Raw genomic sequence first — 18,597 nt, 5'->3', positions numbered from 1 at the left:
TAACAGCACCGTTACGGCCAATATAATTACCTACTGCTCTATCTTCAAGCACAATTTGTAGGTTTTACCTATTTACCCTTAGATATAACAGGCACTCAGATATGGATTTAAAACAACTGAAGGCGTTCATTGCGATTGCAGATCTACGCAGCTTTAGCGCAGCGGCAACCCAGACAGGTTTGTCGCAGCCAAGTCTGAGTCGCCTGATCAAACAGCTTGAGACAGAGATGGGGGTGGTGCTCATTGATCGTTACCATCGGCCGTTGCATTTGACAGATGCGGGGGCGTTTTTTTATGAAAAAATCAGTGCCGTACTGATAGAGATTGAGGCAGTCACCAGCATGACTCAGCGCTTATCTATGCCCAGTAGCACACTCAATATCGGCTTTGTGCCATCGGTGCTGTATGGGCTACTACCCGACATTATCGCCACCCTAAAGCAGTCAAATCCTGATATCGATGTCAATCTTAAAGACATCAGCTCTTATCAGCAGATCGATGCCCTAAAATCTGGCGAGATTGACATTGGTTTTGGGCGCTTCGCTCACCAAGATCCTTGGATTCAGCAGATACTCCTACGTCATGAGCGCTACGTGGTGGCCTTGCCCAAGGCGCATCCGCTTGCGCAGGTGCGTGCGCAGCGTTTGATCGATTTGGCAAATAACCGCCTGATTTTATACCATCAAACACACCTGCCGATAGCCACCACAGTATCGACAGCTTTTTCGTCATCAAAGCCTAAGTCGCCGGCCTCTTCGCCAATCGATACCGATTCTGCAGCTCAGCAGCATACGTCATTGGACTCTCAAGCGCCGCTAGGACAAAACGAGCCGATCACCGAGCCGCTGCTGCATTTATTTGCCCAATACGGTGTATCACCATTTATGACCACGACAGTGAGTGACTTACAAGTAGCGCTGGGCCTAGTGGCGGCAGGCGAAGGGATCACGCTGGTGCCTGCCAGCCTAAGCACTGTCCGTACCGAGCAGATCAGCTATCAGCGTCTCATTCACGAAAACGCTACCTCCCCTATTTATTTACATACGCTCAAAGACTGCGTTCATCCAAGCATCCCCGACCTACTCACCGCGACGTATCAAGTGTATGAGCAGCGCGGTATCACCTATCGACCACAAAAATTTGCCTCGATGCCTTAAATTATCAGATATTGAACGATTATTATGTTATAAAGAACGGCCAAAAAAATTCGTCCAAACTCTTGATATTTACATGCAATTATGCTAACTATCAAGAATGGGCATGCAAACAATTAGTAATAATTATTAGAAGAATCATTCTCCTGAACAGCTTCGGTGTGCTAAAGTCGATACAAGATGAATCGTTTTATTAAAGGTAATAAAACGTTCATGACCGTTCATTGGCAGACTGACACAGGTAAGTGATGATTTGCCGTTCAAACATCTCGAGGTATTCATGTCCACACAACCACTCAACAACTCTCGCATTGCAAGCACCGACGCGACCGACAGCGCAACCGATGAGGCTCAGCAGCCCAAGGGCTTTAGCTGGCGTATCTTTGGCCCAGGGATTTTGATGGCGACGGCCGCTATCGGCGGCTCGCATCTGATCTCATCAACGCAGGCTGGCGCGATATATGGCTGGCAGCTTGCGATCATGATTATTTTGGCCAACGTCGTTAAGTATCCGTTTTTTCGCTTTGGTACTGATTATGTCTATGACACAGGTGAGAGTCTGATTGCTGGCTATGCCAAGCGCTCAAGGGTCTATCTTTGGGTGTACTTTATCCTATCTATCTTGTCTGCCGTCATCAGTACCGGTGCTGTGTCACTGATTGCTGCGGTGATATTAGGCTTTATGCTGCCCGCCTCTCTTGGTCTATCGACGATGATGCTATCGTTCATCATTGTGGCTGTATCGTGGTTCTTTTTGATTGCAGGTCACTATAAGGTACTCGATGGCGTGACCAAATGGATCATGATTGCTCTCACGACGGCTACCGTTGCGGCGGTCATCATCGCTGCTGGCAAGCCGACCGTGATGGCGACTGACTTTGTTGCCGCCTCGCCATGGAATTTGGCGACACTAGGCTTTATTGTGGCGTTGATGGGCTGGATGCCCGCGCCATTAGAGTTTGCTGCCATTACCTCTATGTGGACCTCTGCCAAGGTCAAAACCGATCATACGACCCACCGTCAGGGCTTGCTAGACTTTAATGTCGGTTACTCAGTATCTGCGATTTTGGCGCTGTTTTTCTTATCACTTGGCGTGTTTGTGCAGTACGGCTCAGGACAAGAGATTGAGCTGGTTGGCGGCGCTTATATCAATCAGTTGATCAATATGTACACAGCGACCATCGGTGAGTGGTCGCGGCTGCTGGTCGCCTTCGTCGCCTTTATGTGTATGTTTGGCACCACCATCACCTGTGCCGACGGTTATGGCCGTGCCAATGCAGAGTGCTGGCGTTTGCTCAAAGGTGAAAAGGAAATCAACACAAAACAAGTCGCGTTTTGGACAACTTATGCCATCGGTGGTGGTTTGGTAATCATTACCTTCTTTACAGGTCAGCTTGGCGCGATGCTCAAGTTTGCTATGATTTCCGCCTTTGTCTCAGCGCCCATCTTTGGCTGGCTCAACTACTCACTGGTGAAAAAGCATAAAAAGCTCTCAGCTGGCATGAATGCTTGGTCGATCGCTGGGCTTATTTTCTTAGCCAGCTTTGCGTTGTTGTTCTTAGCCAACCTAACCGGTATGTTTGGCTAGAGAGCATAAAAGCACCTCCTTCTTAAACGAATAACGCTCAAGCGATAAAAGCCCTTTTAGCATTTTTAGTATTGCTATTAGGGCTTTTTTTGGCGACTAGATAACGCCCCTGCTCCTTTGCTTTGTCAAATCCTGCCAGCGTAGATGTAATTGTAAATAAATGTAAATAAATCACTGCCAGTACTTTTATGATTTAAAGGATATAAATAATAAATCAAAGAAATAATGACTTTTTGGATAATGCTATTTGAAATACGAATAGATTTACTTTTATTTCACTAATAAATTAGCAATAGTTTATAAATCTAGCTTAGCAGGGCCTTTGCATCGGTAGATATTTGGGTATAATCAAAAACTAATACGATCAACCTCACTTTTTACTTTTTATACTCAGTGTTTTGCATAAAACGATAACAAGGACCACCACATGACTTCTTTATCCGCTGGCGCACGTTTTCGCCAAGCTTTGGCTCAAAAAAACGACCAAAACCAACCCTTACAGATCGTCGGTACTATCAATGCCTATACCGCGATGATGGCGACCCAAGTCGGTCATCAGGCCATCTATCTATCAGGCGGCGGCGTGGCCAATGCGTCTTTTGGCTTACCTGATCTGGGTATGACCAGCCTTGATAATGTGCTAGAGGATGCGCGCCGTATCACCGACGCGGTAGATACGCCGTTATTGGTCGATATCGATACTGGTTTTGGTGGCGCTTTTAATATCGCCCAAACCATCAAAAAAATGGAAAAAGCGGGCGTGGCTGCTGTACATATCGAAGACCAAGTGGCACAAAAACGCTGCGGCCATCGCCCAAACAAAGAAATCGTCAGTATCTCAGAGATGGTCGATCGCCTAAAAGCGGCCTTAGATGCCAAAACCGACCCTGATTTTGTGGTCATGGCGCGCACCGATGCGTTATCGGTCGAAGGGTTGGACGCGGCGGTTGAGCGTGCCGTTGCTTTTGCTGAGGCCGGCGCTGATATGATTTTTGCAGAAGCGTTAACCGACATCGAGATGTATCGCAAGTTTACCGATGTGCTCGATATCCCTGTACTGGCCAACATGACAGAGTTTGGCCAGACCGATCTATACACCACCGATCAGCTATATGGAGTGGGTGTCGATATGGTGCTGTACCCTTTATCTGCTTTTCGCGCGATGAACAAAGCCGCCCTCAATGTCTATCAGCATCTATTAGATGACGGCACACAAGAAAACGTCGTCGATACCATGCAGACCCGCATGGAGCTATATGATTTCTTAAACTATCATGAGTTTGAGCAAACGCTAGACAAACTGTTTGCAGATAATAAGTAAGCACCGATTAATAAGTGTCAATCAATAAGTATCTATAATAAGTGCTTATCACTATGACATCACCCTTTTCGTCAATTACCCAAACAAGCCACCTAAAAAAAGGAATTCAACCATGGCAGCACAAAAAGAATTATCAGGCGCAGGCCTACGTGGTCAAGTCGCAGGCAAGACCTCGCTATCGACAGTTGGCAAATCAGGCTCAGGTCTGACCTATCGCGGCTACGATGTCTCTGAGCTGGCGGACAAGTGTATCTTTGAAGAAGTGGCGTATTTGCTACTGTATGGCAACTTGCCCACCCAAAGCGAGCTTGATGCGTATCAAGCCAAACTCAAAAAAATGCGCGGCCTACCGCAAGCGCTAAAAGACGTACTCGAGCGCATTCCAGCGGACTCGCATCCTATGGACGTACTGCGTACCGGCTGCTCGATGCTCGGTAACCTTGAGATGGAAACCGACTTTGATCAGCAAAATGATAAAACCGATCGTATGCTGGCGGTCTTCCCATCTATCATCAACTACTGGTATCGCTTTAGCCATGACAACGTGCGTATCGAGACCGAAACGGACGATGCTACTATCGGTGGGCATTTCTTGCATCTACTCAAAGGCGAGAAGCCAAACGAGCTACACGAGCGCGTGATGAATGTCTCATTGATCTTGTACGCTGAGCATGAGTTCAACGCCTCGACCTTTACCGCCCGCGTCTGTGCATCTACGTTATCGGACATTCATTCTTGTGTCACAGGTGCGATCGGCTCACTACGTGGGCATTTGCATGGCGGTGCCAATGAGGCTGCGATGGACATGATCGAAGGCTTTGGCTCACCGGATGAGGCCGAAAAAGAGATGATGGCCATGCTGGCGCGTAAAGATAAAATCATGGGCTTTGGTCATGCGATCTATAGCGAGTCGGATCCGCGTAACGTCGTCATCAAAGGTTGGTCTGAAAAGCTGGCGGCTGACGTCGGTGATGAAGTGCTATACCCAGTATCGGTACGCTGTGAGGAAGTCATGTGGCGCGAGAAAAAACTGTTTTGTAATGCTGATTTTTTTCATGCCTCAGCCTACCACTTTATGGGCATCCCGACCAAGCTGTTTACGCCCATCTTTGTCTGTTCACGATTAACTGGCTGGGCGGCACACGTGTTTGAGCAGCGCGCGAATAACCGTATCATTCGCCCAAGCGCGGAATATACGGGCGAAGAGCTGCGCTCAGTACCGGACATCGGCGCGCGCGGTTAATTTTCTTAAATAACAGCGATTTTTAATAACCCTTCTTAGTAAGGATGATCCGTCATGACAGACAACAAACAGCCGTTAACGCAAGTTAATCCGCAAACCATGAACGATAAGTACAAAAAACCCTTGCCCGGTACCCAGTTACATTACTTTGATGTCGAGCAAGCGGTCAATGAGATCGAGCCTGGTGCTTATGCCAAGCTACCTTTTAGCTCAAAGGTATTATGCGAAAACCTCGTGCGTCGCTGCCCACCTGAGGATTTGCGCGAGGCATTAGCGCAGCATATCTACCGTAAGCAAGAGGTCGACTTTCCTTGGTATCCTGCCCGCGTGGTATGTCACGATATCTTAGGTCAGACCGCGTTTGTCGATTTGGCAGGCCTACGTGATGCCATCGCAGCGGAAGGCGGTGATCCTGCCAAAGTAAACCCTATCGTACCGACACAATTGATCGTCGATCACTCGCTAGCGGTTGAGCACGCAGGCTTTGAAGAAGACGCATTTGAGAAGAACCGCGCGATCGAAGAGCGCCGTAACGAAGACCGTTTTCACTTTATCAACTGGTGCCAGTACGCCTTTGACAACGTCAACGTCGTACCGCCTGGTAATGGCATCATGCACCAAATCAACCTAGAAAAAATGTCGCCTGTCGTACAAGTGGTCGCCGACCAAGACGGCGATGCTATCGCCTTCCCTGACACCCTAGTCGGCACCGACAGCCACACGCCGATGGTCGATGCGCTTGGCGTTATTTCTATCGGTGTCGGCGGGCTAGAAGCCGAAAGCGTGATGCTGGGCAATCCCTCATACATGCGCTTGCCAGATATCATCGGTGTCGAGCTGACAGGTAAACTACAAGAAGGCATCACTGGTACCGATTTAGTACTGGCGATGACCGAGTTTTTACGCACTGAGGGCGTGGTGTCATCTTATTTAGAGTTCTTTGGTGAAGGTGCACGAAACCTGACTGTTGGCGACCGTGCTTCTATCTCCAATATGACGCCAGAGTACGGCGCTACTGCTGCGATGTTCTCTATCGATGAGCAAACCATTGATTATCTACGTCTCACCGGACGCTCAGAGCAGCAAATCAAAATCGTTGAAGCTTATGCCAAACAAGTTGGTCTGTGGGCGGATGGCCTAAAAGATGCTGAATATGAGCGCGTGCTGCATTTTGATTTATCAAAAGTTGTGCGTAATATCGCTGGTCCTTCACGTCCACACGCTCGTGTGTCAACGACAGACCTTGTGGCCGAGGGCATCGCTCACGGCGCTGATAATAAGTTGCCTGAGCCAAAAGATGGCCAGATGCCAGATGGTGCCGTCATTATCGCTGCGATCACCAGCTGTACTAACACCTCAAACCCACGCAACATGGTTGCCGCCGGTATCGTCGCGCGTAACGCAGTAGAAAAAGGCCTCATTCGTAAGCCTTGGGTGAAGTCCTCACTAGCCCCTGGATCAAAAACAGTTAAGCTGTATTTAGAGGAAGCAGGGTTGCTACCTGAGCTACAAAAGCTAGGCTTTGATGTTGTGGCCTTTGCCTGTACCACTTGTAACGGTATGAGCGGCGCGCTGGACCCAGATATCCAGCAAGAAATCATCGATCGCGATTTGTTTAGTACCGCTGTGCTATCGGGCAACCGTAACTTTGATGGTCGTATCCATCCGTATGCCAAGCAAGCGTTCCTCGCCTCGCCGCCGCTTGTGGTTGCTTATGCTATCGCAGGCAACATTCGCTTCGATATCGAAAAAGACTCACTGGGCAAAGACCAAGACGGCAACGATGTGTATCTAAAAGATATCTGGTTTGACGATGCGGAGGTTGACGCTATTGTCAAATCAGCGGTGAAGCCTGAGCAGTTTAATCAAGTGTACATCCCGATGTTTGATGAAGCCAAAGCGCAGGCAGGTCGTAATGAAGCGTCGGTCATCGACCCGCAATATGACTGGCGCGAAATGAGCACCTATATTCGCCGTCCACCGTATTGGGAAGGTAAGATGGCGAAGAAAAACACCCTAAAAGGCATGCGTCCGTTGGCCGTACTCGGTGACAACATCACCACCGATCATTTGTCGCCGTCTAATGCCATCATGGGTGATAGCGCCGCTGGCGAGTATCTCGATACCATGGGCTTGCCTGAGGAAGACTACAACTCGTACGCCACCCACCGCGGCGATCACTTGACTGCGCAGCGTGCCACCTTTGCCAACCCGAAGTTGCTTAATGAAATGGTACGCGACGAGGACGGCAACGTCATTCAAGGCTCACTCGCTCGCGTAGAGCCTGAAGGTCAGGTCATGCGTATGTGGGAAGCGATTGAGACGTATATGAATCGTGACCAACCGCTGATCATCATCGCAGGCGACGGCTATGGTCAAGGCTCAAGCCGTGACTGGGCTGCCAAAGGCGTGCGTCTGGCTGGCGTAGAAGTCGTCGTGGCTGAAGATTTTGAGCGTATCCATCGTCAAAACCTTGTCGGTATGGGTGCTCTCCCCGTACAGTTCAAACAAGGCACCAACCGTGAGACGCTAAACATCGATGGCAGCGAAGTGTTTGATCTCGAAGGTGAGGTATCCGCTGGTGGCGAGATGACGCTAGTGATTCATCGCAAAGACGGCACAGTCGATAAAACGCCTGTTATTTGCCGTTTAGATACTGCTGATGAGGTGAAAATGTATAACTCTGGCGGTATGCTGCAGCGCTTTGCCAAAGAGTTCTTAGCGGGTGAAGTGGCCTAAGCGTTTTGAGCGTTTAAGGTTTAGCTTGTAAGTTATAAATAACCGATGTTGTATAGAGTGTCTATATGGCATCGGTTTTTTTAAGCTTATACTCTCTAACTATATGAATTTGGCGTAGGCTGGGTTTTTAACCCAGCATCACAATTTTGCAGAGTTACTATAGATTGTATTTTATTAAAATTTTATATTAAGAAAAATATTATGAAAATTGTCAGCTTTACAGACGCTAATAAAGACTTTAAAGCCGTTTTAGATACGGTGAATAATGGTACAGATGCAGTAGTCATAAATCGTCAAAACGATAATGATGCGGTTGTTATGTCGAGTGCTCATTACAATGGTTTGATGGAGACGCTTTATTTATTAGGGGCGCCTGCGAATGCTGCCCATTTGGCTAATTCTGTTGAGCAATATGAAAGTAGCAAGTTAAATTCTAAGACTAAATAATATTTATCCAGATTTGTAAGGCTCGACCCGACCAGCCTCGACTTCATCTTGAGCGATGAGTAATTGACGCACAAACTCATAAGACAAGTCAGGGTTATCTTGCATAATACGTTTAATTTTAGCTGAGCTTTCTTTGTGCTTTCTATTTGTTGTCATAATCTTCTCTATTTTCACCTTTATTTATATTACCAATAGTACAGAATCAAATCATAATTATATTAAGGACTCCTAATAATGACCCAATCAACCTCTCAAAACAAACCAAAATTCGCGCCGCAAATCTCTGTCCTTGCCACCTATATGCGCGGCGGCACGTCAAAAGGTACTTTTTTTAAATTATCCGACTTACCTGAGCATTGCCAAGTTGCAGGCTCGCCGCGTGATAATTTTTTACTGCGGGTCATTGGTAGCCCAGATCCTTATGGTAAGCAGATTGATGGTCTAGGTAATGGTAGCTCTAGCACGTCAAAAACGGTGATTTTGTCTGAAGCAAAACAAGCTGATCATGACGTTAATTATCTATTTGGACAAGTTAATATCGCAAAGCCCATGATTGATTGGGCGGGTAACTGCGGTAACTTAACCGCCGCAGTTGGTGCTTGTGCGATTAATATGGGTATTGTTGACGCGGATAAGGTTTCTAGTAGCATTGATGTCGATAGCGGTATTTGCGAAGTGCGTATTTGGCAAGAAAATATTGGCAAGACCATTATCGCTCATGTGCCTGTATACAAAGACGCAGATGGCAAGGTGCAAGTACAAGAAACGGGCGACTTTGAGCTTGATGGCGTCACCTTCCCCGCTGCTGAGGTCAAAATTGAATTTATCGATCCGGTCGACTCATCCAGTGATATGTTCCCGACCAACAACCTCGTCGATGACTTTGATGTCTCTGGTTGTGGCCTCGATAAGGATAGCGTCAAAGCGACCTTTATCAGCGCAGGTATCCCCACTATCTTTATGAACGCGGAAGACTTAGGATTTAGCGGTACAGAATTACAAGGTGATATTAATAGTAATGACAAACTATTAGCCAAGTTAGAAAAAATACGTGCGCGTGGCGGCGTGGCGATGGGATTGTTTAAAGATGAGAGTGAGGCACAAGCGAGCCAACATATTCCCAAGATCGCTTGGGTAGCACCAGCACAGAGCTATACCTCGTCAAGTGGTAAATCAGTCGATGCAAATGATATCAATTTAGTGGTACGCGCGATGAGTATGGGACAGCTGCATCATGCGATGATGGGTACCGCAGCGGTCGCCATTGCGGCAGCGGCCACCACGCAAGGGACATTGGTCAATGAGGCGGCTGGCGGTGGCGAGCTGTCCGAGGTGCGTTTTGGTCATCCATCAGGGACGCTACTGGTCGGCGGTAAGACCGAACAAGTCGACGGCCGCTGGCAAGCCAAAAAAGTGTCGATGAGTCGCTCAGCCCGCCGTATTATGGTTGGAGAAGTTTTTGTACCAGCGGATGCTTTTTAAGCCGCAATATTAAGCTACTGTTTTAGTCTCGCCATATATCATTAATATACCACCAAGAGTCACTAAAGCTAAGCCGATGATTTTATAAATATCTATTGCTTTAACTTCTAAACCAAACAAGCCCGTTTGGTTTAGAATCAGGGCAAAATACATTTGCCCAAGAAAGACCCAAAGCAGTGTATTTCCTGCACCAATCTTGGGCGCGGCAATAAACATAAATAAAATATAAAAGCTGCCCAAGAATCCTGGTAACCACATCCACCATGCCGCATTTTCAATTATTGGCGGTTTGATACCACCACTCATCATATAGGACAGCACTAAAGAAGCCAATGCACCTCCTAAGTATAAATAAAAGGTAGATTGGATTTGAGAGGCTTGCGTACTTTCTCGAAAAGCGTTGACAATAGCCAGCTGGAGCGGAACAATGGCACCTCCTAATAGGCTAATCAAGATATAAGGGAGTATTTTCAAACGGCGTTCACCAAAAGATAATAAAGAATATCTCCATATAATACCAAACTTAATTTTTATATTTAATATAAATATAATTTAGTGAAATATTCAAATCAATGAGCTAATTTTTTATGACAACCTCTCCCCAGTTTCGCCGCGTGATGTTAGACAAAAAGCCGCCAGTCAAAAAGACTGAGCGGCGCGCTTTATTGTGGAATATCCTCAAAAAGCTGGCGGTGTTTGCCGCGCCTTATAAGCTTTTAATCATTGCCACGCTGATCTTGACCGTACTTGGTTCCTTTACCGCGCAGGTCAATGCTTTTGTGTTGCGTTATGCTGTCGATACTTTGACTGAGATTGCCACACTTGCCGAGCCTTGGGAAGCGGGCGTACGTATGCTTGGCATTATCAGTGCGGTACTACTGACCAAAGAGATACTGTCGATATTTATCTCGTTTGGGCAGCGCTTTTATGGTGAAAAGATTCGCATTAATCTCTCGCGGGATTTATCACAAAAGATTATCGAGCGTATTTTGACTTATCGCATGGCGTTTTATACCAGTAGTGAAAACGATAGCGGTAAACTACAAACTCGTATTGATTATGGGGTTAGTAGCCTAACAAGTTTGGTGCAAAACTTCTTTATCGATATGCTACCGCTGTTTGCCAGTGCCATTGTCTCGCTTATTATTATGTTCTCGACCAACTTTTGGATTGGTCTGGTTGGGCTGTTTATTATTCCGATTTACTTTTTTATTAGTCAAAAACAAGCCAAACGTCTGCAAGGGTTTCGTCGGCAGATGCGTGGCTTTCGCGAAGCCAAAAGCGGACTGGTTATCTCGCTTATCAACTCAATTAATGTGGTCAAATCCTTTGTCCGCGAGCCTATTGAAGCGCAAAAGCATCTAAAAATTCAAAAAGAGATGACGGATAATCAGCTGCGTATTCGCAGTATTGGCTTTATCTATGACGCGGTGAAAACCTTTATTGAACAAATCGGCGTCGTGGTCATCATCTTGCTGACCTCTTACTTTGTGTTGCAGGGCCAAATGACCATCGGCATGATTTGCTTAGATGGTCATAATTTAAAAGACTGCGATACTCATGACTTACGTCAGAATATCGGTCTGGTATTACAAAGTAATCATATCTTCTCAGGCACTATTAGTGAAAACATCCGTTACGGCGATATGAATGCGACTATGGATGACATTATAGTTGCAGCCAAAAAGGCTTCGATTCATGAGCAAGTGATGCAATTAGCAGACGGTTACGAGAGTACGGCCAAATCGCTATCGGGCGGTCAGCAGCAGCGTATTGCGCTAGCACGTATGTTCTTAAAAGATCCACCGATTGTATTTTTGGATGAGCCAACGGCGAGCCTCGATGCCATCGCCAGTCAACAGGTCAAAAAAAGCTTAGATCTTATCAAAAAAGATAGAACGGTAATTATGGTCTCGCATAACATCGCGCAGATCATTGACGCTGATGACTTGGTAGTGATAGAAAATGGTCAAGTGGTTGAGACTGGGACGCATGAAGCGCTGTATGATAAAGGCGGTAAGTACTATGAGATCTTTAGCGCCATGTCCGATAGTTTAAATCTAGATAAGATCAGTCAGACGATTCAGGGTTAATGTCTTATACATTATTGCAAAAAGTGCGTTTTAATAATAATCTAAGCGACGTCGTAGGCTGGTGCTTTTAGCCTAGCACTATAAACCCAAAAGCATTAAAAATATGCCTTCATTCAAACTCATGATTATCATCTCATTTGCAAAAGCCAAAATATTATGACCACCCAATTTTCTATAAAAACCTTTGATGAGTTAACCTCCGTCGATATCTACCATATTCTAAGATCGCGCTCGCAGGTGTTTGTGGTGGAGCAAAACTGCGCTTATCAAGATATGGATGAGCTTGACTTTGATTGTCTGCATCTCGTTGCGCATCAAAACGAAGCGCTCGTTGGTTATTGCCGTATTATTCCACCTGAGTACAACGGGCTCAGATCTAACTTGAGCGCCGCCGATACCGATTCGCTTAATACCGCTATGTCTGCTATTGGACGCGTACTAGTATTATCAGAGCATCGCGGTCAAGGCATAGCAAGACAGATGATGATTCAAGCTATCGCTCATTGCCGCAAAAAATATGGCAAAAAGCGTCCTATTATTATCTCCGCACAGACCTACTTGCTCAGCTTTTATCAGTCCTTAGGGTTTGTTCCTGAAGGAGATTACTACCTTGAGGATAATATCGAGCATGTCAAGATGGTGCTGCGAGTGGCCAAAAAGAGCAAAGTTAAAAAACCGCCGTCAGGAGGCTCAGGGGTGGCAAGTAAGGTTTTGGGTGTGCTGCTTTTACTCTTTAGCCTAATGTTTGTCGCAGGTCTGATTTATTTGATGACATAAGATAGCCATTTGTTGAATCTAAGCTGTCGAGTATCCTATCGGTCATAAACGCCGCCGCAAAGAAGGCATTCCAGTGCTAAAAGCCAAGTTTCGCGCCAGTTTGGCCACACGTTTTATTGACAGTCGCTGTGCCGGTACCTTTGTGCTATGTGATGACCAAAGCCGCTTAGAGCAAACACCGGTCAATGAATTTATGGATTTATTTGTCGCCGATTAATGATTTGACGTTTTTATCAATCACCCGTTTTACCTGTCTTTTACCAAGGTATCGACTCACCTGCCCAATCGACAAAACCACCAGATTGAGCAGCACTAATCGAATCAAGCACGGCGAGTAAACGCGCCGCACTATAGGCAGGCGTGAACAGCTTTTCGTCCGCCACATTGCCCTGAAAAGGTGAAGACAGTTGGGTATCAACCGTACCTGGCTGCATGACCACCACGCAGACACCCTTTAGTGACCGCCTCCATTCAATGCTCAAATTCTTCATACCCATGTTTAGCGCCGCTTTACTTATACGGTAGCTGTACCAACCGCCAAGCCTATTATCACTGATACTGCCCACACGCGCCGATATGGTCGCAAAAATGGCAGGGTGGTCCGCACTACGTTCAGATTTTGCGAGTAATGGCTTGATATGCTTGGCAATCAGTAGACTGGCAAGTGCATTGACTTGCATATTCTGTAGAAAAAAGTCCGTCTGCATCTGCCGCAGCGCTTTTTCTGGCTGATTGTGTGGCGTATGTAATAAGCCGACACAGTTAATCACCCAATCAATATGAGTGTTTTGTTGCTTAATATCAGCAATGGCTTGTTCGATACTATCCTCATCGCTCACATCCATCGATATCCAATACAAATGATCTGCCGCAAAGTCAGGCTGACTTTTGTGATAAGTGGCATATATTTTGGCATGTGCTGTATTAGTATCGCTTTGCTCATTAGCGGTTCGTTGTAATAGCTCTTTCACAATCGCCCGACCGATACCACCGGTGCCACCAATGACCAAATAATTTTTTTTGTTTCATAATACCGCCCTTATGGTTATCTGTATTATAGGCTGCTGCTTATCTTTATTTCTCCATTTATTTTGGCGCATTCATTTTACATATACTATGAGAAAACGCTAAAAATAACCGAAGTCACCGCCATACGATATAGGCTACAATAATCATTCACACAATCAAACTGATGATTGTTGACCAACGCTTTTATACGGATATCTTATGCTATCACCCCAAGACCAACTGACTGAGCTGGTACGCACGCTTGAGACGCAGCAGCATGTCTTTGCAACCGACCCACTACTTATCACCGAAAAGCTGCAAGGTGAGGATGGAAAACCTATCCAAAAACTGCACCGCCGCGCCTCACGTATTGATAGTAACGGTGCGCTGGCAGGGGTGCTCGGCAAGATTGATGGCCGCATCAAGGGTATCATGATAGTCATGAGTGTGGTGTGGTGCATCTCAGGGTTTCTAGGACTGTTTACCCTACTTCAGACCAATGTGGTTAATTTCTTTTATGTTCTGGTCTGCTTGCTTGGCTTTCATACCGTTATGCTCTTAGGCTGGCTTGCGATGACGCTCATCAATCAAGGCAAGCAGTCGTCCAATTGGTTTGCCAGTTTTGTCAGTCCCAGCTATCTTATTCGTGGTAAAGACGATGTGACCAAAGCAGCCATTGACTTGTACGAGCGTCAACTACAGCACAGCGGTATGCGCTGGTATTTGGGGCGTTTTAGCCATCAATTATGGCTCGCTACCTTGACGGGTATGCTGCTGGCCATTGTGTTTTTATTGATCGTGCGTCAGTACAGCTTTAGCTGGGAGTCGACCTTACTGTCTGATCAGGCGCTTATCACGTTGACTCAGATACTCGGCTGGCTGCCAAGCTTGGTAGGGTTTGACGTGCCAGACAGTACCGCTATCGCCCAAAGCCGCATGGTGACTGAGGCGATGCCGCTGTCTGCCGCGCGGCAATGGGCGGGGCTGCTGGTAGGAAGCTTGCTGATGTATGGTATCGTACCTAGAGCCATCGCTTGGGCGTTTTGTGCGTTGATGTTTCGCCGCAAAAAAATGCGCCTAGATATCAAGCAGCCTTATTATCAAAAAATTTTGAATTTTTGGCAGCGTCATGTGGTTGATGCTGATGATTTTAAAGAAGCACCCGCTCCTGTCGCGCCAAAAGCGACGGTCAGCACTGGTAAAAAACTGGTGGCCCTACTCGAGTATCCAGCAAAGCAAGACAACTGGTGGCTTGGGGGTGTTGATGCCGATATTAATGATAATAGTGAGATAGAGGATTTCGGTATCGTTGATGACCGCGATGATATGGAGCGCTTGACAAGCTATCTTGATAAGCACCCCGTGCAAGTGTTATTAGGCGTTCATAGTAATGCGCTGCCTGATCGCGGCACCCTGCGCAAACTCGATCGTATCGCAGAGCATGCGGCAAACGGGCTTATTATCCAGCTGCTTAGTGATGGCACTTTGGCAAAAGACTCGGTGCAGACGATAGCAAACCAAGAAACTCGCTATCAACAGTGGCAAACCGCGCTTGCGGCGCGAAACATTGGCCTAGTGGACAGTTAGTCACGTTTTTTGGTATTTGTACAAAAGCGCTAGCGTTTATATATATGAATAATACGGAAACATAAAATGGATAATAATAGAACCAATGGTCAGCCCGTCGGCCTATTTGCCGACAAAGCCTTAAAAGACGAGCCTCATGTAGGGTATGTAAAGGCCTCGCCAACAGCATCTACGCAGACTCACGACACTGAAGAATCAAACGACTTGACAGCGCACGCTGGCAAAAAAACAACCATCGCCAGTGGCGAAGCGCTGAAACTGGCAGTCGTTGGCCATACCAATACAGGTAAAACCTCTATCCTGCGCACACTATTACGTGATGTTTATTTTGGTGAAGTCAAAAATGAGGCGGCCACCACGCGTCATGTTGAGCAAGCCAAACTCACAGATAGCCAAACCGGTGAAGACTTGGTCATACTATATGATACCCCTGGCCTAGAGGACGCTTCAGGGCTGATGGATTGGCTAGAAGACAATACGGCCAGTCGCCGTGATGGTATTGAGCGTTTGCAGCAGTTTTTGGCCGCAGATATTGCCCAAGGTGGTGACGACCTAACGAGCAGTGGCGGCAATGACGACTATAGCCAAGAAGCCAAAGTGATTCGGCAGTTGCTGGCAAGCGATATGGCCATTTATGTCGTCGATGCGCGTGAGCCGGTACTCGGTAAATATAAAGACGAGTTGGCTATTTTATCGTGGGCGGCGATACCAGTGATGCCAGTATTTAATTTTACCGACAGTCAGGATGCCAATATCGATGAGTGGCAAACGATGCTGGCAAGACGCAATCTGCATATATCGACGCGCTTTGATTCCGTCGCCTTTGAATTTGAAGACGAGATGCGCCTATGGCAAAATCTCGCCACTATGCTCACTCACTCGGAGATGCTTGAGCAACTGATGACGCGTCGAACAGAGAACTGGGCGCAGCTGTATGATGAAGCCAATATCATCATTGCCGACTTTTTATTAAATGTCGCCGCTTTCGTTTATGAAATCAATGAAGATGATGACCCAATGCCCATACTTGCACAAATGCAAGAAGCGGTGCGACAAAGCGAACGGGCGATGCAGCACAATTTGCTCAATTTATATAAGTTTTATGATAATGCGGTAGCAGCCACCCCACTTGAATTACAAGCGTACCAGCAAGATCCTTTTGACCCTGAGCTGCTCAAAAGCTATGGTATTCGCACCACATCGGGCGCGGCAGCAGGTGCACTATTAGGCTTGGGTATTGATGCGGCGGCCCTTGGCACGACGTTGGGATTGGGCGCTGCCATCGGTGGTATCGCAGGTGGGTTATTGTCTAATACCAGTAGCATCGCTGATAAAATCACTGGCGTAAAGCGCTTATATATCGACCCTGCCACTCTAACCTTACTCGCCACGCGCGCGATAGATTTGCTTACCGCCCTGCGCCGTCGTGGTCATGCAGCAACTGATGCCACGCAATTGCTATATAAAGGGGAAAAAACCAATATTGAGCAAGCGTTAGATGACGACGGCCATACCGTCACACCATGGCCGACACACAAACTACCAAGCGAGCTCAAAAAAGCGCGCGGCAAACCGCAGTGGTCATCGCTTAGTAGCGGTAAATCCGAGCAGGCTCAGCTATTGCGTGCCGATATGGCGTGGTCGCTGGCGAGCAAATTACAATCACGTGAGTCTGAGTGACCAGCTAGCATGAAGCCTCTAGCAAGGTACTTAATGCATCTGTACCGCGTACGTCTGTTTTTTGCAAATAGATTGGGTATAGCGAATAATTGGGAAAACTGCTTTCAATATCTTGCAGTAGCTGTTGCTGGCGCTCGGCGCGATGCTGCCAAAACGCATCCGCCTGCGTCGGTTTGATTAGTTGATTGACTACTATCGCCGCTGGCGGCAGTTTACTGTCCTCTAATTGTGAGACAGCGCGTTTGGTCTCAGCCAGTGGTAACACGTCGGCGGTCATTACCAAGACAATCGCCGTTTGGCCACGGTCATGCAGCAGTAGGCCTGCTTGACGAAACAGTGCTTTGCGTTTTTCTAGTACTGCTACCGCCTGCTCCCAGCGATCAGATTTTTTTGCAGCAAATGGATTTGGCACATTATGATCGCTGTTTTTTTGACCACCACTACCACGCGTTTGATTGTGACTGTCCAAATGCGTCGCTACTGAGCGCAATTTGGCTTGCCGCCTTTGCTGTGCCAATAATCCATCTGTCCACGCGCCCATCATTTCTGGTAGTACTAGCAACCGTAGCGTATGCCCTGTCGGTGCAGTATCAAAGATAATATGCTCATAGCCTGCATCTGCCGCTTCGACTAAATGCTGACACATGGATTCGAGCATGGCGGCTTCTTGTGCACCGGGTGCCGACTTAGATAGACGCAGGTGCTCACGAATTTTGGGCATCATATCGGGATTGGCATAAGCACTGATGGTATGCTCAACTTGGGCAAAATGCGCATCGACGATGACGTCAGGATTTAGCTCGATAGCATCAAGATAAGGCGTTACCGCTGTTTTCTCGTTACTTAACCGCATATTAAGCACATCACCCAAGCTGTGTGCTGGATCGGTTGAGACAATCAGCGTTTTTTGCTGCTGGCTTGCGTAATAACTGGCAAGTGCGGCGGCAGTAGTGGTTTTTCCCACACCGCCCTTACCGCCGATAAATATAATCGGTTGTGCTTTTAGTTGTTCTACTAATGTATGTAGAGGATGTAATGCCATATTTTCATCTCATTTCTTATATTATTTTTATTTTTCAATCATAAATAAACGATTAGCAGCAGCCAACATGGTCAAATGGGCATCTATCCATACCCATGCGCGTGTGCCATTCGTGAAAGTTTTCTAAAAATAACGGCTGTAACTCTAAGGTATAAAAGCCGGCAGGATTATCAATACCGAGGCTCTCTGCAAACATCATCATCATAAAAAAATCTTCTTCGTCACGCGCTGCCCGTGCCATCGTTTGGCGATATGGTGCATGATAAAACTCATTGAGTCCTGCCACAAACCGTTGCCACCATGGTTGAGTACTCTCTGGTGGTTGGACGTTTTCAGCTGCTTCTATCTCGTTTGGTGCTTCTTTATTATTCATCATCTAACTCCTGATGTTTTGTTATGCTCTATCATGCCTAGTCGATACAAAAAACGCCAGCAA

At 46.9% G+C, this 18,597-nt stretch carries 17 protein-coding genes; 12 read left to right on the top strand and 5 right to left on the bottom strand.

The window, feature by feature from the left end; all coding sequences use genetic code 11:
* The first annotated feature begins 101 nt into the window (after positions 1-101).
* From JMX98_RS08280 to JMX98_RS08255, 6 genes are all read left to right on the top strand, one after another.
* On the top strand, positions 102-1,157 hold the full coding sequence (locus JMX98_RS08280; protein WP_201585865.1) for a LysR family transcriptional regulator: 1,056 nt from the start codon (positions 102-104) through the stop codon (positions 1,155-1,157).
* Positions 1,158-1,434: 277 nt separating this feature from the next.
* Positions 1,435-2,742, top strand: coding sequence for an NRAMP family divalent metal transporter (locus JMX98_RS08275; RefSeq protein WP_201585864.1), 1,308 nt, complete (start codon positions 1,435-1,437; stop codon positions 2,740-2,742).
* A 427-nt stretch (positions 2,743-3,169) separates the two neighbouring features.
* Positions 3,170-4,063 carry a methylisocitrate lyase gene (gene prpB, locus JMX98_RS08270; RefSeq protein ID WP_105245810.1) on the top strand — a complete coding sequence of 298 codons (894 nt, stop codon included), beginning with the start codon at positions 3,170-3,172 and terminating at the stop codon, positions 4,061-4,063.
* A 112-nt stretch (positions 4,064-4,175) separates the two neighbouring features.
* Positions 4,176-5,306: a 2-methylcitrate synthase gene (gene prpC, locus JMX98_RS08265; RefSeq protein WP_201585862.1), complete on the top strand. Its 1,131-nt coding sequence runs from the start codon at positions 4,176-4,178 to the stop codon at positions 5,304-5,306.
* A 99-nt stretch (positions 5,307-5,405) separates the two neighbouring features.
* Entirely contained in the window at positions 5,406-8,045 is a 2,640-nt protein-coding gene (gene acnD, locus JMX98_RS08260; protein WP_201585884.1) for a Fe/S-dependent 2-methylisocitrate dehydratase AcnD, read from the top strand.
* Positions 8,046-8,246: 201 nt separating this feature from the next.
* The gene (locus JMX98_RS08255) at positions 8,247-8,492 is read left to right on the top strand and encodes a type II toxin-antitoxin system Phd/YefM family antitoxin (protein ID WP_201585860.1); all 246 of its coding nucleotides are present in this window, start codon (positions 8,247-8,249) and stop codon (positions 8,490-8,492) included.
* A 3-nt stretch (positions 8,493-8,495) separates the two neighbouring features.
* On the opposite strand, the gene JMX98_RS08250 is transcribed toward JMX98_RS08255, so the two are convergent.
* On the bottom strand, positions 8,496-8,648 hold the full coding sequence (locus tag JMX98_RS08250) for a hypothetical protein (RefSeq protein WP_201585886.1): 153 nt from the start codon (positions 8,646-8,648) through the stop codon (positions 8,496-8,498).
* Positions 8,649-8,726: 78 nt separating this feature from the next.
* Here JMX98_RS08250 and prpF point away from each other — a divergent pair, with 78 nt between their 5' ends.
* Positions 8,727-9,974 carry a 2-methylaconitate cis-trans isomerase PrpF gene (prpF, locus tag JMX98_RS08245; RefSeq protein ID WP_201585859.1) on the top strand — a complete coding sequence of 416 codons (1,248 nt, stop codon included), beginning with the start codon at positions 8,727-8,729 and terminating at the stop codon, positions 9,972-9,974.
* A gap of 9 nt (positions 9,975-9,983) precedes the next feature.
* On the opposite strand, the gene JMX98_RS08240 is transcribed toward prpF, so the two are convergent.
* Positions 9,984-10,448, bottom strand: coding sequence for a DMT family transporter (locus JMX98_RS08240; protein WP_201585858.1), 465 nt, complete (start codon positions 10,446-10,448; stop codon positions 9,984-9,986).
* 143 nt (positions 10,449-10,591) lie between these two features.
* On the opposite strand from JMX98_RS08240, the gene JMX98_RS08235 reads away from it, so the two are divergent.
* From JMX98_RS08235 to JMX98_RS08225, 3 genes are all read left to right on the top strand, one after another.
* Positions 10,592-12,067: an ABC transporter ATP-binding protein gene (locus JMX98_RS08235; RefSeq protein ID WP_201585883.1), complete on the top strand. Its 1,476-nt coding sequence runs from the start codon at positions 10,592-10,594 to the stop codon at positions 12,065-12,067.
* Positions 12,068-12,223: 156 nt separating this feature from the next.
* Entirely contained in the window at positions 12,224-12,844 is a 621-nt protein-coding gene (locus JMX98_RS08230) for a GNAT family N-acetyltransferase (RefSeq protein ID WP_201585857.1), read from the top strand.
* Positions 12,845-12,917: 73 nt separating this feature from the next.
* On the top strand, positions 12,918-13,061 hold the full coding sequence (locus JMX98_RS08225; RefSeq protein WP_265089364.1) for a hypothetical protein: 144 nt from the start codon (positions 12,918-12,920) through the stop codon (positions 13,059-13,061).
* A gap of 40 nt (positions 13,062-13,101) precedes the next feature.
* Here the strand turns inward: JMX98_RS08225 and JMX98_RS08220 are convergent, their stop codons facing one another.
* Positions 13,102-13,854, bottom strand: a complete 753-nt coding sequence (locus tag JMX98_RS08220; protein ID WP_201585856.1) for an SDR family oxidoreductase — start codon at positions 13,852-13,854, stop codon at positions 13,102-13,104.
* 217 nt (positions 13,855-14,071) lie between these two features.
* Between JMX98_RS08220 and JMX98_RS08215 the strand changes: the two genes are divergently transcribed.
* Both JMX98_RS08215 and JMX98_RS08210 read left to right on the top strand, forming a co-directional pair.
* Positions 14,072-15,439, top strand: a complete 1,368-nt coding sequence (locus JMX98_RS08215) for a DUF2868 domain-containing protein (RefSeq protein ID WP_201585855.1) — start codon at positions 14,072-14,074, stop codon at positions 15,437-15,439.
* A 66-nt stretch (positions 15,440-15,505) separates the two neighbouring features.
* Entirely contained in the window at positions 15,506-17,119 is a 1,614-nt protein-coding gene (locus JMX98_RS08210) for a DUF3482 domain-containing protein (protein ID WP_201585854.1), read from the top strand.
* A 4-nt stretch (positions 17,120-17,123) separates the two neighbouring features.
* Here JMX98_RS08210 and JMX98_RS08205 read toward each other — a convergent pair whose 3' ends face one another.
* Both JMX98_RS08205 and JMX98_RS08200 read right to left on the bottom strand, forming a co-directional pair.
* The gene (locus JMX98_RS08205; protein ID WP_201585853.1) at positions 17,124-18,161 is read right to left on the bottom strand and encodes an ArsA family ATPase; all 1,038 of its coding nucleotides are present in this window, start codon (positions 18,159-18,161) and stop codon (positions 17,124-17,126) included.
* 52 nt (positions 18,162-18,213) lie between these two features.
* Entirely contained in the window at positions 18,214-18,537 is a 324-nt protein-coding gene (locus JMX98_RS08200) for a cory-CC-star protein (RefSeq protein ID WP_413786538.1), read from the bottom strand.
* Between the last annotated feature and the right edge of the window lie 60 nt (positions 18,538-18,597).

Origin of the sequence: Psychrobacter sp. HII-4, from assembly GCF_904846595.1 — a bacterium.
Lineage (GTDB): Bacteria > Pseudomonadota > Gammaproteobacteria > Pseudomonadales > Moraxellaceae > Psychrobacter > Psychrobacter celer.
This window is presented reverse-complemented; position numbering and strand designations above follow the sequence as displayed.

What these genes read in the sequence shown, in the direction of transcription:
- JMX98_RS08280 (WP_201585865.1), top strand. Translation starts at nt 102, where the DNA reads ATGGATTTAAAACAACTGAAGGCGTTCATTGCGATTGCAGATCTACGC.
- JMX98_RS08275 (WP_201585864.1), top strand. Translation starts at nt 1,435, where the DNA reads ATGTCCACACAACCACTCAACAACTCTCGCATTGCAAGCACCGACGCG.
- prpB (WP_105245810.1), top strand. Translation starts at nt 3,170, where the DNA reads ATGACTTCTTTATCCGCTGGCGCACGTTTTCGCCAAGCTTTGGCTCAA.
- prpC (WP_201585862.1), top strand. Translation starts at nt 4,176, where the DNA reads ATGGCAGCACAAAAAGAATTATCAGGCGCAGGCCTACGTGGTCAAGTC.
- acnD (WP_201585884.1), top strand. Translation starts at nt 5,406, where the DNA reads ATGAACGATAAGTACAAAAAACCCTTGCCCGGTACCCAGTTACATTAC.
- JMX98_RS08255 (WP_201585860.1), top strand. Translation starts at nt 8,247, where the DNA reads ATGAAAATTGTCAGCTTTACAGACGCTAATAAAGACTTTAAAGCCGTT.
- JMX98_RS08250 (WP_201585886.1), bottom strand. Translation starts at nt 8,648, where the DNA reads ATGACAACAAATAGAAAGCACAAAGAAAGCTCAGCTAAAATTAAACGT.
- prpF (WP_201585859.1), top strand. Translation starts at nt 8,727, where the DNA reads ATGACCCAATCAACCTCTCAAAACAAACCAAAATTCGCGCCGCAAATC.
- JMX98_RS08235 (WP_201585883.1), top strand. Translation starts at nt 10,592, where the DNA reads ATGTTAGACAAAAAGCCGCCAGTCAAAAAGACTGAGCGGCGCGCTTTA.
- JMX98_RS08230 (WP_201585857.1), top strand. Translation starts at nt 12,224, where the DNA reads ATGACCACCCAATTTTCTATAAAAACCTTTGATGAGTTAACCTCCGTC.
- JMX98_RS08215 (WP_201585855.1), top strand. Translation starts at nt 14,072, where the DNA reads ATGCTATCACCCCAAGACCAACTGACTGAGCTGGTACGCACGCTTGAG.
- JMX98_RS08210 (WP_201585854.1), top strand. Translation starts at nt 15,506, where the DNA reads ATGGATAATAATAGAACCAATGGTCAGCCCGTCGGCCTATTTGCCGAC.
- JMX98_RS08205 (WP_201585853.1), bottom strand. Translation starts at nt 18,161, where the DNA reads ATGGCATTACATCCTCTACATACATTAGTAGAACAACTAAAAGCACAA.
- JMX98_RS08200 (WP_413786538.1), bottom strand. Translation starts at nt 18,537, where the DNA reads ATGATGAATAATAAAGAAGCACCAAACGAGATAGAAGCAGCTGAAAAC.